Origin of the sequence: Acinetobacter sp. YH12211 (assembly GCF_013418015.1) — a bacterium.
Classification (GTDB): Bacteria; Pseudomonadota; Gammaproteobacteria; order Pseudomonadales; family Moraxellaceae; genus Acinetobacter; species Acinetobacter towneri.
Genome location: NZ_VPCW01000040.1, coordinates 1 through 15,781, shown reverse-complemented (window position 1 = coordinate 15,781; position 15,781 = coordinate 1). Strand labels below are relative to the sequence as shown.

Annotated in this window: 12 protein-coding genes and 2 pseudogenes; 12 read left to right on the top strand and 2 right to left on the bottom strand. The window is 37.7% G+C overall.

Translation table 11 applies throughout. The annotated features are described in order from the left end of the window. Nucleotides 1–110: 110 nt before the first annotated feature. Entirely contained in the window at nucleotides 111–881 is a 771-nt protein-coding gene (locus FTU98_RS12840) for a hypothetical protein (protein WP_180051509.1), read from the bottom strand. An 87-nt stretch (nucleotides 882–968) separates the two neighbouring features. On the opposite strand from FTU98_RS12840, the gene FTU98_RS12835 reads away from it, so the two are divergent. The 12 genes and pseudogenes from FTU98_RS12835 to FTU98_RS12785 all read left to right on the top strand — a co-directional run bounded on the left by FTU98_RS12835 (nucleotide 969) and on the right by FTU98_RS12785 (nucleotide 15,324). Further along, nucleotides 969–1,175 (top strand): AlpA family phage regulatory protein, encoded by a 207-nt coding sequence (locus FTU98_RS12835; protein ID WP_180051508.1) that lies wholly within the window; start codon nucleotides 969–971, stop codon nucleotides 1,173–1,175. A 226-nt stretch (nucleotides 1,176–1,401) separates the two neighbouring features. Next, nucleotides 1,402–2,439: an inovirus-type Gp2 protein gene (locus FTU98_RS12830; protein WP_180051507.1), complete on the top strand. Its 1,038-nt coding sequence runs from the start codon at nucleotides 1,402–1,404 to the stop codon at nucleotides 2,437–2,439. Between the two features lie 79 nt (nucleotides 2,440–2,518). Then, the gene (locus tag FTU98_RS12825; protein ID WP_180051506.1) at nucleotides 2,519–3,523 is read left to right on the top strand and encodes a hypothetical protein; all 1,005 of its coding nucleotides are present in this window, start codon (nucleotides 2,519–2,521) and stop codon (nucleotides 3,521–3,523) included. A 191-nt stretch (nucleotides 3,524–3,714) separates the two neighbouring features. After that, complete coding sequence (locus FTU98_RS12820; protein ID WP_180051505.1) at nucleotides 3,715–5,283, top strand: type I restriction-modification system subunit M; 1,569 nt, start codon at nucleotides 3,715–3,717, stop codon at nucleotides 5,281–5,283. Next, a pseudogene (locus FTU98_RS14100) lies at nucleotides 5,283–5,780 on the top strand (restriction endonuclease subunit S); the annotation flags it as partial. The gene FTU98_RS12820 and the pseudogene FTU98_RS14100, both read left to right, overlap by 1 nt. A gap of 93 nt (nucleotides 5,781–5,873) precedes the next feature. Further along, nucleotides 5,874–6,482 (top strand): annotated as a pseudogene (locus FTU98_RS14095) (restriction endonuclease subunit S); the annotation flags it as partial. 10 nt (nucleotides 6,483–6,492) lie between these two features. Beyond that, nucleotides 6,493–7,344, top strand: a complete 852-nt coding sequence (locus FTU98_RS12810; RefSeq protein WP_180051503.1) for an HNH endonuclease — start codon at nucleotides 6,493–6,495, stop codon at nucleotides 7,342–7,344. 17 nt (nucleotides 7,345–7,361) lie between these two features. Next, a complete protein-coding gene (locus tag FTU98_RS12805; protein ID WP_180051502.1) occupies nucleotides 7,362–8,273 on the top strand; it encodes a DUF5655 domain-containing protein in 912 nt (303 codons plus the stop codon). A 28-nt stretch (nucleotides 8,274–8,301) separates the two neighbouring features. Next, entirely contained in the window at nucleotides 8,302–11,178 is a 2,877-nt protein-coding gene (locus tag FTU98_RS12800; protein WP_180051501.1) for a type I restriction endonuclease subunit R, read from the top strand. A gap of 59 nt (nucleotides 11,179–11,237) precedes the next feature. Continuing rightward, nucleotides 11,238–11,804, top strand: coding sequence for a macro domain-containing protein (locus FTU98_RS12795; protein WP_180051500.1), 567 nt, complete (start codon nucleotides 11,238–11,240; stop codon nucleotides 11,802–11,804). Next, complete coding sequence (locus FTU98_RS12790) at nucleotides 11,801–13,294, top strand: DUF262 domain-containing protein (protein ID WP_180051499.1); 1,494 nt, start codon at nucleotides 11,801–11,803, stop codon at nucleotides 13,292–13,294. The genes FTU98_RS12795 and FTU98_RS12790 overlap by 4 nt, the downstream gene beginning before the upstream one ends. A 5-nt stretch (nucleotides 13,295–13,299) precedes the next feature. Further along, nucleotides 13,300–15,324 carry a DUF262 domain-containing protein gene (locus tag FTU98_RS12785; RefSeq protein WP_180051498.1) on the top strand — a complete coding sequence of 675 codons (2,025 nt, stop codon included), beginning with the start codon at nucleotides 13,300–13,302 and terminating at the stop codon, nucleotides 15,322–15,324. A gap of 363 nt (nucleotides 15,325–15,687) precedes the next feature. Here FTU98_RS12785 and FTU98_RS12780 read toward each other — a convergent pair. Further along, a partial coding sequence (locus FTU98_RS12780) for a transposase domain-containing protein (RefSeq protein ID WP_178867550.1) occupies nucleotides 15,688–15,781 on the bottom strand: 94 nt, incomplete at its 5' end.

Genomic DNA, 15,781 nt, shown 5'->3' with positions numbered 1-15,781 from the left:
AGCTTGCTTCAAGATACTCATGATCAAGCTGTCTGAATACTTAGATGTTTTCATAGAAAATCTCCTTAAATCAAGGTTATTCGATTTTCTACTTTTAAACTCAATTATTTTTAGGGAGGATTACCCTCACTCCAGTTAATTTCCTTATCCTCAACATTGATCGAGATGTCTAGAGTAGAATGATATTTCTCACCATCTTCTGAGTAGTACATCTCTTCTATGTATGACACAAGGTTATTCATCCCTAATGGTGTGTGATACTTATAAAGTAAATACATTTTGAGATGGGAAATAACCATTTCAATTTTACTATCTTTATTAAAAACAGTAAGATAAGTATAAGTTAACGATATATCTATTACATCTCGTAATAAGTTTAATAAGCAGTTTTGTGATAGCAAATCTGTAAAGCTGTACTGGTTGAAGAGTTTAATCAAATCACTTTTTTCTACAGTTCCAGAGAATTTTTTTTTAAACTCGTCTGCGTATGGGGACAAAAAATCCATGAATGCATTTTCATCGATATGATATGTTTTTAGTTTGAGTTGTGAGATTTGTAAAATTCCAGTTTGAAAATAAGTTATTGATACTTCTATTAATTTTAAAAAAACTAACGTTTCTTTAATCATTGTATTTAACGCAGTATCTACAGTTTTTTTATCGATTTTTTGATTCTTATCAATAGGTACTACAAGATGTGAGTAATAATCAAATAGCCAATTCTTTAGTTCATTGGAAAATTTATCTCTAAAAATTAATAACTCACTAAAAAGATATGGATATTTTTTAGCGAATACCCTTTTTTCAATTTCCAATTCAAGAATTTTTCGTATTAAAGGGTGTGCTTGTTTATATAAATGATGCGTGTGATTAGATGGCATAAAAAATTCCGATATTGGTGTGCTTAACATCTGAATCAGATTTCTTCAGACTCTCTCATACCGATTAAAAATGGAGCGGAACAAAAGGTGTTAAGTGATAATATTTTACGTATTGAAGGACTTACGTCTAAAGTTGGCTTAAGCCGGTCAACAATTTATGACAAAATGAATCCAAAGTCACCTCGGTATGATAAGGACTTTCCTAGACCAATCAAACTAAGTTTGAATGCTGTAGGGTGGTTTGAAAAAGACATCTGTACTTGGTTAAAAACAAGAAGTGTAGCCAACTACTAAAAGGATAACTTTCCAACGAGTTAACTATATAAATCCCCAGCTATCCAAGCAGTTAAGTCCACCTATGCCTTGTTCAGCCAATCAGCAGACTTTAGGTACTTAATAATATTAAGTAATTAAGGATTAAGGGTTTATATCTTCTATTAATTATACACATGAGCCTTCTATGAAATAGGTATAGCCCACAAGCTATACCTTCAGGGAGAACTCATGTCTGGAAAAAGTAATGACTATGAGTAAAAATGACAAAATCAAATCGCAATTTGAAACATCAGACACTGCTTCCTATCTTTTAGAACAAGCGGATAAGGACTACTCTAAACTTGAGACGTTAATTGATCTTATTGTTGACAATAAGATTTCTAGTGCTTTTCCTAAATTACAGACAGGGCGGTTTAAAAAAGCGGATCCCTTGGTTAGAAATCTGTTATCTCAATGTCCGAATCCCGATGATTTGACTGAATTAGCGATTAATAATGAATATACTCAAGTGTATATGCGAGCATATGAAGAAATATTAAAACCTATAAATTTTGAACCACGCTATTTTAAAAATTTTCAAGCAAATGATGTTCTCCCTATCGCGGGAGAACCTATTATCTTTGCAGATCTAGCAAATGCTTTTGTTTCTAAAATTTTTTCAGGCACACTGGAAGATGAATTTATTCAGGCACAGAGCAATCGATTTGAAAGATTAAAACATCAAGAAGCGCGTGCTATTCAGTTGCTAAACAAGCTTAGAGTTAAATATTCAAAGTTACTAGTCTTGCGTCTTGATTTTGCAATTGCGAAAAAATGTAGAAATCTTTCTGAAGATTTGAATCTGATCAGAAAGATGTTTAAGAAATTTTTGAAATCAAGATTTTCAATACATCAGCGACCTATTGGTTATATTTGGAAACTAGAATACGGCGTTGATAAAGGCTATCACTATCATACTATTTTCTTCTTAGATGGTAATAAACATCAAAAAGACGAGATTATAGCTGACCAGTTCGGCAAGGAATGGGTACAACTTACTGAGGCTAAGGGAAGCTACTACAGCTGTAATGGTTCAAAAGAACGCTATAAATATTTAGCTATTGGAATGTTACATCATGATGATGAAAAAGCTCATAGCGCATTAGAGTCACTAGTTATCAAATATTTCACTAAAGATAAGCAACACGCGTTTATACCCAGTGGTAGTAGGCTCAAAACATTTGGTACAAGTCAGATGCCAGCAAGTAAACGTAAATCAGGCCGCCCTCGTAGAGGGACATAAATCTACATATCACCGAAGTTATACCTGCTCATTCACCTGATGAGCAGGGCACTAAAAAAATACATATCAGAGCCTATATATGAATACATACGCAGCACTATCGCCACAGACCAAAGTAATTCCAGTTCCTGTAAATTATGTTTTACCACAACAAGCTTTGGTGCTTACAGAAGCACTCAAGTTATTTAAAAAAATTACCTCACCCGCTGCTAGAATTTTGAGTTTAAATTCGAATACTAACAATGATGTAGGATATCTTTCCACTGATCTATTGAATCATTTTTTGCACGTAGCCTCGCACTACTTTGACTGCTTTAATCCACAGTTAGGTGAAGAGCATGTTTTTGATCCACAAATACAAAAAGTATTTCAATGTTTCAAAGAATGCTCTGAGATAATTAGAAATTTGCCCCTATCAGTTCACTGTCAAAAAGATGATCTGCATTTTAGAAATATCATGCTGATTGAGCGATGTTGGAATGAGTTACGCGGTAGGGCGTTAGTTGACGAAAAAACGATGACCAAAGCAATTTTCAAAACTTCTCAACAGGTAAAAGATCAACAAAACACGGTTAATCGATTTGTTGCAAAACTTTTACGTGAGCATCAACAGATCTGCATTCATCAGGTAGATTTCAAATTTTATGCCATTTACCGACGTATGAGTATTCCATTACAGCTTAAAGATGAGCAGCAGTTTGTAGCGGTAGTACGTAAGTTTATCAATATGCTGAAAAAGGAAAATTTAGATAATTTACATGGATTTGCCTATCAAATATCTAAAGATCTCAATGGGCAATATTGCGGTAGAGTATTTGCATTTACTGATGTGGGACATCTTCTGAAGCACCCTACTTTAGATGAACCTTTAAGGTTTAATCTTCTTAGTCAAGAACTATGGGTGGATCTGAAAATAGCTCTTATCTGTGAGCAAGCATTTTTGGTTGAGGCCAATCATGTGGTAGGTGCTTCATGGAGCTATCAAGATTGGTCCAAGTATTTTAGGTCTATTATTGAGCCTATGAAAATGCATCATTACTCTTCAAAAGTAATTAGACCTGACTACAAGCTTATGATTTTTTAATTCTTCATCAAAAGTACGATCACTATAAAACTCCCATCTCTAGTATGGGAGTTTTATTTTTATGGCTTTATGTCCATAAGTTGAAGTAAAGCGACAAATAATGTCCTTTTCCACCTTTTTACTGCTGCATGTTATAGAATTTTAGGTAAAATCATTTTATTAATGATTTACTTATTTGGACTTCCATAACAATGACCCAAGTACAACTGCAACAATTACAAAAACAACTTTGGAATATTGCCAATACTTTGCGTGGCACCATGGGCGCCGATGAATTCCGTGATTACATTCTGGGTTTTATTTTCTTTAAATATTTATCGGAAAAGTCGGTGAACTTTGCCAATGAATTGCTCGATGGCGAAGACCTTAGCTTTTTAGAATTAGATGAAAATAATCCTGAGCATGTGCCGTACATCGAAGAAATTAAAAAGAATGCCATTGCCGAAGTGGGTTATGCGCTCACACCCAAACAGCTATTCCATACCTTAGCCGAGCGTGGTCGTCAGGGCGAATTTATTCTAGATGATTTAACTGCGACCTTAAAATCAATTGAACAAAGCACGTTAGGCACCGACTCTGCCGATGACTTTGCCAACCTGTTTGAAGATTTGGATCTAAACTCAACCAAGCTTGGCAATAATGCCAGTGACCGTAATGCACTGGTGGCGAAAGTCCTGAGTCATTTAGATGATATTGATTTTGATATTAGTAATACCGAAGCCGATGTACTGGGTGATGCTTACGAGTACCTGATTGGTGAATTTGCCTCAGGCGCGGGCAAAAAAGCGGGGGAATTCTATACGCCGCAAACGGTATCGACCTTACTGGCGAAGATTGTCACCCAAGGCAAGGAGCGTTTACGTTCAGTCTATGACCCGACTTGCGGTTCGGGTTCGTTGTTGCTACGGGTAAAACGTGAAGTAAAAGATGTCGATATGATTTACGGTCAGGAAATGAACCGTACCACCTACAACTTGGCACGAATGAACATGATTCTGCATGACGTGCATTTTGCCAAGTTCGACATCAAGCAGGAAAATACTTTAACCCGTCCGCAGCATTTAGATAAAAAGTTTGATGCGGTGGTGGCGAATCCGCCATTTTCTGCAAAATGGTCTGCCGATCCGTTATTTTTACAAGATGAACGCTTTGCCGCGTATGGCAAACTGGCGCCAAGTTCTAAAGCTGATATGGCTTTTGTACAGCACATGCTGTATCAACTGGATGACAACGGCACCATGGCGGTGGTGTTACCGCATGGCGTATTGTTCCGTGGTTCGAGTGAGGGCGTGATTCGTCAATACTTGATTGACCAGATGAACGTGGTGGATGCCATTATTGGTTTACCCGCCAATATTTTCTACGGTACGTCTATTCCGACCTGTATTTTGGTGTTGAAGAAAAACCGTGAGCAGAGCGGCAATATTCTGTTTATTGATGCTAGCAATGAGTTTGAAAAGCAGAAGAATCAAAACAAGTTATTGCCTAAGCATTTGGATAAGATTGTTGCGGCATTTGAAAAGCGTGAAAATATTGAAAAGTATGCGCATGTGGCGACCTTGCAAGAAGTCAAAGACAACGATTACAACCTGAATATCCCGCGTTATGTGGATACTTTTGAAGCGGAAGCCGACATTGATTTAGATGCGATTGCCCAACAGCTTCAGGCTTTGGAAGTTGAGAGCCAAAAGACTAATGCCATCATTGCAATTTTTTGCAAAGAGCTAGGTATTGCTTCACCATTTGTGGAGGTGAAGTAATGGCTGCACCGAAGTTACGGTTTAAAGAGTTTGATGGGGATTGGAGTTCAGTTTCTCTATTAGAAATTAGTACTTTAATTACTAAAGGTACAACCCCTAAGCAATTCATAGAGGGAAATATTAATTTTCTGAAAATTGAAGCTATTACTCAAAATGGGTTTGATTTGTCAAAGTGTCAAACTATCAGTGATGAAATAAATAATAAAGAATTGAAAAGATCAGTTTTGATGGAGGGTGATATTTTATTTGCTATTGCTGGAGCTACAATCGGGAAAAATGCAATCGTACAAAAGGAACTGCTGCCAGCTAATACAAATCAAGCCTTAGCCATTATTCGATTAAAAGAAAACTACAGTAAAATATTTATTTCAAAGGTTTTAAACTCACCTTTTATGGAAAAATATATTGATATAAATATATCAACTGGAGCTCAACCAAATCTAAACTTACAACAAATTGGGAGTTTCTCATTTGCGTTACCTAAGTTAGAAGAACAAACCAAAATCGCCTCTTTCCTTTCCGCAGTGGATGAAAAGATTAGCCAACTCACCCAAAAACATGCGCTGCTCAGCCAATATAAACAAGGCATGATGCAAAAGTTGTTTAGTCAGGAAATTCGTTTTAAAGCGGATGATGGGAGTGAGTTTGGGGAGTGGTTATTTCTTGAAATTGGTGATGTTTTTAAATTTAAACAAGGTAAACAAGTTTCGATAGAGGATCAGGATTTATACAAGACTGATGCTAGTACTAGGTTTATACGGATTGTCGATTTGACTTCTACTCATGAGCCCCATCGATATATAGTTGATTATTCAAAAAATGATTTAATAGAAAAAGATGATCTATTCATGGTTCGATATGGTTCACCTGGTTTATTAGGTTTTGGGTATGAAGGTGTGATTGCAAATAACTTATTTCGCATAATTCCTATTCATCCAAAACAAGTTTTTTCTAAATTTTCATATTATTTATTTGAGAGTCTTTATCCGCAAGTCCGTCAATTAAGTTCTAGTACGACTATGCCAGCTATAAGTTTTGCATCATTGAATACATTAAAAGTTTGTCTTCCTTGCTTAGAAGAACAAACCAAAATCGCCAATTTCTTATCTGCCATTGACCAAAAAATTGAAGTCGTGGCACAGCAAATTGAACAAGCGAAAATTTGGAAAAAAGGCTTGTTGCAGCAGATGTTTGTTTAGGGGGAAAGTTATGGCAAATTGGCTAGTAACCGTGAATTATGCTGAGTTTGATTTAGAAGCAGCTTATGATACTTTGCCGCAGATTTATTGGAAGAATTCAGCCACTAGTGAAGGTAAAGGGTTACAAATCAATGATATTGTTCATGTATATGTGACCCAACCCATCTCAAAGGTGATGTATCAATTCAAAGTTCTGGGGCATGCGGAAAACTCAGAATACCCAGTAGCACAGAAAGTATTTTGGTCGGATAAAAAGAAAATTGAAAGTTATCTAGGTGGATACTCTATTTTTGAAAAGTTAAACAAAGTGGATAAATCCACTTTGTCTTTTGAATATTTCAGACAGGAAAATTTAATTCCTGATGTTCCTATTCAAGGTCGTCGCACAGATCGAGATAAAGCTTCAAATGATCCAATTCGCATTTTTTTAACTCATATTTTTAATGAATTTAAAACTGATAGTGTGAATACCGACTATCCAGATGAAGCAGGTTTAGAAAATGAAACCTTTCCTGAAGGTGCTAAGCAAACGGTTTTAGTGAATAAATATGAGCGTAACCCTGAAGCAAGGGCTAAATGTATAGAAATTTATGGAACACGTTGTTGCGTTTGTGGCTTGAGCTTTGAACATATGTATGGCTCATTTGCTAAAGATTTCATCCATGTACATCATCTTAAGTCTTTGCACACGATTGGCGAAGAGTATGAAGTAGATCCTAAAGAGGATCTAAGACCAGTCTGTCCTAACTGTCACGCCATGCTCCATAAAACCGAAAATGGTATTCCAATGACAATTCAGAGATTAAAACTTTTATATAGCGTTTCTTTGAGTAATCCGCTTAGACAAACATTTGAAGAATAGATAATTCGAGATTTTTAATGCAGCTTTATCAAACCCAAGCACAGTCATTAGTAGAACTTACAGAAGATCCTTTTCGTTTGGAAAGAGAAATTCAAAGCCTGTTTGAAAACAATCTTTACAGTTTTACGGGTCTGGAATTCATCAAGTCTGAATTCACCATTAAAAACAACCGTATTGATACACTGGCTTTCGATCCCGAAAGTCAGGCTTTCGTAATTATAGAATACAAGCGTGAACGCAATTATAGCGTGATTGACCAAGGCGTTTCTTATCTGAATCTGATGCTCGACTATAAGGCCGATTTTATCGTTGAGTACAATGAGAGCCAGAGCAAACAGCTTAAACGTCAGGATGTCGACTGGTCCCAGAGCCGAATCATCTTTGTTTCACCGAGCTTTACTGACTTTCAAAAGCAGTCTACTAATTTTAAAGATTTGGGCATTGAGCTGTGGGAAATCAAACGCTATCAAGGTGGAATTGTTTCAGTCAATCCATTGCAGAAAGCCAAATCAGCCCCTTCAATTAAGCAAGTGCAAAAGGTTGACTCTGAAGATATTCAAAAAATTGCTAAAGAAATCCAGCAATATGATGAAGCCTATCACTTGGCGGATAAGTCCGATGACATCAAAGAGCTATATGAGCAATTCAGGGACTCAATTCTGGGCTTAACTACCGATTTAGAGGTTCATCCCAAGAAAATGTACATAGCCTTCCGTAAGGGTAAGCGCAACTATGTCTATATGAGTATTGGGACAAAGCAAATTCGTATATGGTTGAATATGCCTTTTAATCAACTGGATGACCCGAAACAGCTCGCGAAAGATGTAACTAATATTGGGCATTGGGGAAATGGTGATTGTGAGGTGATCGTGTCAGATACAGAAAATTTAGAATATATCTTGAGTTTAATTAAACAAACATTGAAGTGAATAATTTAAGATTTTAGAGGGAAAGGAAATGACAGTACAAAGCGAATATCAACTTGAAAATGAACTGATTGGCCAACTCAAGCAATTGGGTTATGCCTCAGTGACGCTCAAGGACGAAAGCCAACTACTGTCTAACCTCAAAACCCAAGTCGAACGCGCCAATGGACTAGCGCCTCTGTCAGAAACGGAATGGAAACAGGTCATCAGTTTTTTAAACACAGGCACAGTGTTTGAGCGAGCCAAGAATCTGCGTGATCTATTTCCAGTCAAATTTGATGACGGCAGCAGCAAACACATCTTTTTTCTCTCGGATGACCCAAGCAAGAACATCTATCAAGTCACCAATCAAATCACCATCGACCACCGCGACTATAATGGCAGAACCAGCCGTTTTGATGTGACTTTACTGGTCAATGGTTTGCCCTTGGTACAGATCGAGCTGAAAAAACGCGGCATGGAAATTGCCGAAGCCTTTAATCAAACGCAACGCTATATTCGTGAAGCGTATTGGGCTGGGCAAGGGCTGTTTGGCTTTATCCAGTTGTTTGTGATTAGTAACGGTGCCAATACCCGTTATTACTCCAACGGCACCACAGGCATCGAGTTTGCCTTTCCATGGGCCGATGTCAGCAACAAACACATCAATGAAATTGTCGACTTTGCCGAAGCTTTTTTCAATCAGCAGCATCTGACCCAAATGCTGACCCAGTACATGGTGCTGCTAGAAACCACCAAAAGCCTGATGGTGCTGCGTCCCTATCAGATTTATGCAGTACAGAAAATTGTGGAGCATGTGCAAAACTCCGATCAGAACGGCTATATCTGGCACACTACTGGTTCAGGCAAAACCCTGACCTCATTTAAAGCCAGTCAGATCATCATGCAAATGCCTGATGTGGAAAAAGTTCTGTTTGTGGTCGATCGTAACGACCTCGATACGCAAACCTCACGCGAATTTAATGCTTTTAAAGCCGACAGCGTGGACAGCACCGATAACACATCGACCTTGGTAAAACAGCTCGATCAACGTCATGACAAACTGATTGTGACCACCATACAAAAGCTCAATCGGGCCATCAGCACCGACCGTTATTTAGAATCGATTGATTATCTTAAAAATAAAAAAGTGGTGTTTATTTTTGATGAATGTCATCGCAGTCAATTTGGTGAGACCCATCAGAACATCAAAAAATTCTTCCGCAATGCACAGATGTTTGGTTTTACCGGTACGCCCATTTTTGAAAAGAACAGCCAAAGCAAAGCAGGTTTAAAACTCACCACAGATTACCTGTTTAATGAGTGTTTGCATAAATACGTGATTGTCGATGCCATCCGTGATCGTAACGTCTTGCAGTTCCAGATTGATTATCGTGGCAAATACACCGCCAAAGGCATGGCGACGAATGACAGTTATGAGGAAGATGTAGAAGGCATCGATACCAAAGAACTGTATGACAACCCGCAACGCCTAGAAATGATTGCCCGCTACATTGTCAATATCCACGATACCAAAACCCGTAATCGTGAATTTACCGCAATGTTCTGTGTCAGTTCAGTCGAAACACTGACTCAATATTACGACATCTTTGAAAAGGTGCAGGCTGAAAAACAAATTGAAGATGAAGCACAAGGTCGGATATTTAAACCGTTGACCATTGCCACCATCTTTTCCTATGCGGCAAATGAGGCTGTATCTACTGATGACTTAACTGGCTTGATTCACGAAGAAGCCGCAGATATTCCAAGTCAGGTCAACTCATCCAGTCGGGATAAGCTAGATCGATACATTGCCAATTACAACCGACAGTTTAAAACCAACTACAATTCAGGTGATCAATTTTATGCGTACTACCGCGACATTGCACAGCGCGTAAAAAACAGACAGATTGATATTCTAATTGTGGTCAATATGTTCCTCACGGGTTTTGACTCTAAGCCGCTAAATACCTTGTATGTCGATAAAAACCTAAAATATCATGGCTTGATTCAAGCATTCTCTCGTACCAACCGTGTCTACAACGATAAAAAACCATTTGGCAATATCATCTGTTTCCGCAACCTGAAACGCGCCACAGATGAAGCACTGGCGCTATTTTCCAATAAAGAAACGACCAAGATTGTACTTGTTCCCAGCTATGCGGAAATCGAACAGGATTACCAAGCAGCGGTGAGCAAATTGTTTGCCTTAACGCCCAATTACCAATCAGTCGATGATCTTGTCACTGAAGAACAGCAACTCGAATTTATTAAAGCTTTCCGTGAAGTGATGCGCTATAACGCGCAATTACAAACTTTTATTGAATACGATCAAGACCAAACACAACTTGATAAGCAGCACTTTGCAAACTTCGCCTCTAAGTATGCTGACCTATGTCGTGCCGTTAGAAAGACCACCAAGAAAGAAAAAGTATCGGTATTGGATGATGTCGATTTTCAGCTGGATTTACTGCACAGTGATCGCATTAATGTTGGTTATATCATCAATCTACTACAGCTTGTTGTTGATACAGACTCAGAGGACAAACGTCAGAAGTACCAAGCGCAAATTTATGACTTAATCAGTAGCGATATTAGCTTGCACGATAAGCAAGACCTGATTCAAAAATTCATTGAAGAAAACATGCCTAAGATGATCAATGGACAGAGCGTCCAAACGGCTTTTGCTGCATTCTGGGATGCTGAAAAAGAACAGGCCTATCAGCATCTTTGTAAAGAAGAAAACCTGAAACCAGAAGCCATGAAGCAGGTTCTGGAGCATTATGAGTTCACCAAACGCCTACCACGTAAAGAAGAGTTGAAGGACTTACCAAACTATAAGGTTAAGCTGTTTGAGCGGGAGAACGTGTTTAGCAATTTGCTGGTCAAGACACGCCAGTTGATTGAAAAGTTTTATGTGGGCATATGATTTTGTTTTTATTTATTAAGAATTTACTTTTCATGAAAATATACTTGAAAGCAATATAAATGAATAAACGAAAAAAAATACTGTTAGTACGAGAGGATATCACTAAGCTTGCTGTGGATGCTATTGTGAACTCTGCGAATAAGTCGCTACTAGGTGGAGGTGGTTTAGATTACGTAATCCATAAGAAAGCAGGACTACTGATGAAGCAAGCCTGTATAGAGTTAAACAAGCTAAAAGGTGGATGTCCTACGGGACAGGCAGAGGTAACGATCGCAGGTGACTTGCCGGCACAATATATTATTCATGCCGTTGGACCAAGATGGTTGAATGGTGATCATAATGAAGCAGATTTGCTGTGTAGTGCATATTCAAATGCTTTGATCAAAGCAAATGAAGTACGAGCTAAAAAAGTTTCATTCCCCTCCATCTCTACAGGTGTTTATGCTTTCCCAAAGCAATTGGCAGCAGAAATAGCCATAGGAACAGTATTGTCCACTTTGCCAGATTATTCGTTCATTGATGAGGTGGTTTTTGTCATAAAGGATTCTGACAATTATCAAATTTATCAGAATATTTTGAGCAATCTGCATGATGAACATTTAGAAATTAAGATTGAAAAAACATGACCATAGCAACTTTAGAGCCGAGAGTTATCTCATTAAAAGAACTTTACCAACAAGCTTTAAGTATTCCTGATTATCAACGTCCTTATAAGTGGACAGAGAAGCATGTCAGAACGCTGTTTGATGACTTAGATTATTTTGTTGCGGGTATTACGGCAAAGAATCGTGATGATGATCGTTATAAGTATCGCCTAGGGACAATTGTTCTACACAAGCCTACTTTGATCATTCGCACGAAGAACCATAATGATTGCAATCAGCATCATCTCAGAATGATTGTCCAACACAAGTTACCTGATGTTAAAAAAAATATTGTGGACGGACAACAACGGACATTAACCTTTTATTTAATTTGGCATGCCTTGCAAGCGAGAAAAAGTCAATTAAACAGGTTGATTCTTCCTGAGTTCAGTTTAGAGATTCCTGCGTGTCGCATGAGTCAAGAAAACTTACGCCGAAATTATGATGTGGTTGAAAAGCTCATCGATAAGCCACGCTCAAAGCCCTTAGAGGAATATATTGATATTCTGCTGACCAAATGTGAGTTTGTTATTGTTGAGTTAAGCAAGCTGTCAGAGGCTTTTCAATTCTTTGATTCACAGAACTCGAGAGGATTGGATCTTCATCCACATGATTTGTTGAAGGCATATCATCTGCGAGAATTTGATCCATCAGAAGCTGAGTTGAAAACGAAAGCCGTTCAGCAATGGGAGCAAAGGAATGAAAAGGATGTCCATCGGATATTTTCTCATTTCCTCTATCCCATCAGACAATGGACTAATGGGGAAAAGGCATTCCACTTTGGTAAAGAGCAGGTGGAGGGTTTTAAAGGTTTGTCACTGCATCAGGAAGATCAGTTTCCACTGAGCCAGTCATATCGTATCTTGCACAGTATGGTTGATGAGTACAACAATGATCGCTTCCGCAAGGTAGATAATATACATTTGGCTTATCCATTTCAAATCACTCAAACCATGATCAATGGGCGACGTTTTTTTGAGTGGTTTAGCCATTATGAGAGTAAAGCTTTAGGATTGCTTAATCCACCAGATTATGGTGATTGGGTCATGCCATTATTAACCACAGCAATATCGAAAAAAATTTGGCAAGTCATCAATGGTGTTGCCTTGACTGAAAATCCTAAAGACTATGATTATTCAGGCAGGACAAGAACAGGTGATGGCTATGTCCAGAAAGTGCTCAATGCTTTTCTATTGGCTTACTATGATCGCTTTGGTGAAGCGGAGTTTTCTAATGCTTTGGAGATAGGATTTATTTGGGCATACAGTTTACGCCTTAAGCAATCCAGTATTTATGAGTCCAGTATTGAGAACCATGTGATAGGTCAGAATCTCTTTAGGCGTTTGGATCAATCATTACGACCGAAAGACTTTTTTAATTTTTCCTTGGATATCTATATTAAAGCTAGCCTAACAAGCAAAGCTAAAGGTGTTGAAAAATTGTTCAAAGAAATGAAATACATGGCGGAGTAATAATAATGTCTACAGAGCAATCAAAGCCATATACTATTTTGGAGTTATTAACTGGAAAATTGGAGTTATTAACTGAGAAGGAATTAAATTATCAAATTCCTGTATATCAAAGAAATTATGCTTGGGGACGACCACAGATTCGAGCATTGATACAGGATGTTTACGACTATTATTTAAAGTCACAGACTAGTCTTGAAAACTATTATATCGGTAGTTTGGTGGTCGCAAAAAAAGAGCATTACTTTGAAGTACTAGATGGACAGCAACGTTTTACAACCTTAAATCTTTTAGCTTTATTCTTAAAATCTAAACTTAAAAATAAAAAGCTAGATCAATTTAATGGCATACATTTAAGTTTTGAAAGCCGTGAAAAGTCAGCAATTCTCCTAAATTCACTTTGGAAGTTTGTCAGTGATCAATCTATTGAACAAAAAATAGAACGATTAAATGCAGAATATGGGGATCACGCTATTCTCAGAGGTTATCGCATTATTCAGGAAGAATGCCTCAAGATTGTCCAAGAAGATAGGCTTGCAGAGTTTGCAGACTATTTATTGGATCATGTTGTAATTTTACGTACCATGATTCCAGAGCTTGCAGATGTGACACATTATTTTGATGCACTGAATAACCGTGGGGAACAGTTAGAAGCCCATGAAGTGATTAAGGCTCATTTTCTGAGTTTGTTAAGTGCTGAGAATGAAGATCGTCATGTTGTTCATCAGGTATGGTCAGCTTGCCAAGATATGTACAAATATGTTGCCTATGGTTTTAGCCCCACAGATAGAAAGCAAATATTTGGTGGTTCATATCATGAATGGTGTGTCAAAGACTATGAACACCTTAAGTCATGCCTGCCTAGAGAAACTCCATCGAAAGATGCGAGTACTGAAGGGAAGAGCTCTTATGGGGATAAGCTCACTTTGGAAGGAATTCTAAAGCTTAATCCTGTTCCTGTGAGTCAGAAGCCAAATGAAGAGTCGAGTGAACGTTTTGCAAGCATCATTGATTATCCAAACTTCCTGATGCAGGTTTTGAAAATATATGTCAAAACTCAATTGAAAGATGACGACGCTAGCAAGATTGCACTCGATGATAAGACGTTATTAGACAGCTTTAAAAACACGATTGTAGATGCAAGTCATGCAAAAGACTTTGTCTACCTCCTTTTGAAAACACGATATCTCTTCGATCTGTATGTCATCAAACGTGAGAATAGTCCGCAATATAAAGGTTGGTCACTCAAGAAGCCTAAATACTATAGTTCTGGTAATGTGAGCTATGTAAATACCTTTTCACAATCTGAACAGGAAGGGGAAAATGAATTAGCATTAGAAGGCGGTCAAAGAAACCTTGTGATGCTTCTATCAGCATTTCATGTTTCCTACCCTACGCATGCACGTAAGAACTGGTTGTTGAGCGTTTTATATTGGCTCATAGATCATAGTGACAAAGGAATTAGCTTAACTGCCTATTTTGCATTTGTGGAAAATTTGGCACGTACTTTGATCAAGAAGCGGTACTTAAGTACAAAGCAAGACTATGAAAGTTTCATGTATGGCGATGAATTTGATCGTAACCCTGCGGTCACTGCAGAAGACATAAAAACGCAGTTTACTTATGGAAAGATTCCTTACTTCTGTTTTAACTATTTAGATTATCTTTTGTTAAAGAAGGAAGAAGGGAGTCATAATAAGTTTTACTTTAGTTATAAGGACTCGATTGAGCATTTTTATCCACAGGAACCTAAAGTAGGCGATGCATTTACTGATAAATCGGTGTTACATAGTTTTGGTAATTTAGGCTTAGTGAATCAAAGTGAAAATTCTTCACTCACCAATGACATGCCGATTCAAAAAGCCAATTGGCTAGACGAGCATAAGAAAGTGCCAATCAGTTTGAAGTTAGAGTTGATGATGCAGGTTGCTAAAAAGAAAGGATCTGAGTGGAATGAAGATAGTATAGAAAAACATCAGCATGATATGATAGAGTTGCTCTTAGAAGATTTAAACCGAAAAGCATGCTCTTAGGAGCATGCTTTTTTATTATGTATACCTTTTGGTATGCTAAATCCTAATTTGATATAAAAAATATAGTAAAATCAATAATAAGATACTAATGCATCATTGGAGTGTGTGAAGATAGATCAGCCATGATTTCTGTCATGTTCATGCAGTTGAAGTCCTTTAATTTGAAGCGTAATTTAAGTGTAAGTATGTGACTAGCTTATTTTACGCCATCTTAGTCAAATTAGTGAACCTGCATGTCATTGTTGCTCGCTCTCTAACGAGTCGAACATCGAGCGGTTTAAGCTTTTAAATGGATAATATTCAATTGATCGGGTGTGTTAGTGAGCACACAGGTAAGCGTCCGCTGAACCCCATGCCTATTTTTTAATTCGGTTCAGGTTTCCAGCGGTGTGGTAGCAATTCTTCAATCTGAGTCACTTTATGTGTCGGCAACCTTTTCAGCACATCACTTAAATAG

Coding starts and splice junctions, on each gene's coding strand:
- FTU98_RS12825 (WP_180051506.1), top strand. CDS start 2,519: ATGAATACATACGCAGCACTATCGCCACAGACCAAAGTAATTCCAGTT.
- FTU98_RS12795 (WP_180051500.1), top strand. CDS start 11,238: ATGAATAAACGAAAAAAAATACTGTTAGTACGAGAGGATATCACTAAG.
- FTU98_RS12800 (WP_180051501.1), top strand. CDS start 8,302: ATGACAGTACAAAGCGAATATCAACTTGAAAATGAACTGATTGGCCAA.
- FTU98_RS12805 (WP_180051502.1), top strand. CDS start 7,362: ATGCAGCTTTATCAAACCCAAGCACAGTCATTAGTAGAACTTACAGAA.
- FTU98_RS12785 (WP_180051498.1), top strand. CDS start 13,300: ATGTCTACAGAGCAATCAAAGCCATATACTATTTTGGAGTTATTAACT.
- FTU98_RS12840 (WP_180051509.1), bottom strand. CDS start 881: ATGCCATCTAATCACACGCATCATTTATATAAACAAGCACACCCTTTA.
- FTU98_RS12830 (WP_180051507.1), top strand. CDS start 1,402: ATGACTATGAGTAAAAATGACAAAATCAAATCGCAATTTGAAACATCA.
- FTU98_RS12790 (WP_180051499.1), top strand. CDS start 11,801: ATGACCATAGCAACTTTAGAGCCGAGAGTTATCTCATTAAAAGAACTT.
- FTU98_RS12820 (WP_180051505.1), top strand. CDS start 3,715: ATGACCCAAGTACAACTGCAACAATTACAAAAACAACTTTGGAATATT.
- FTU98_RS12810 (WP_180051503.1), top strand. CDS start 6,493: ATGGCAAATTGGCTAGTAACCGTGAATTATGCTGAGTTTGATTTAGAA.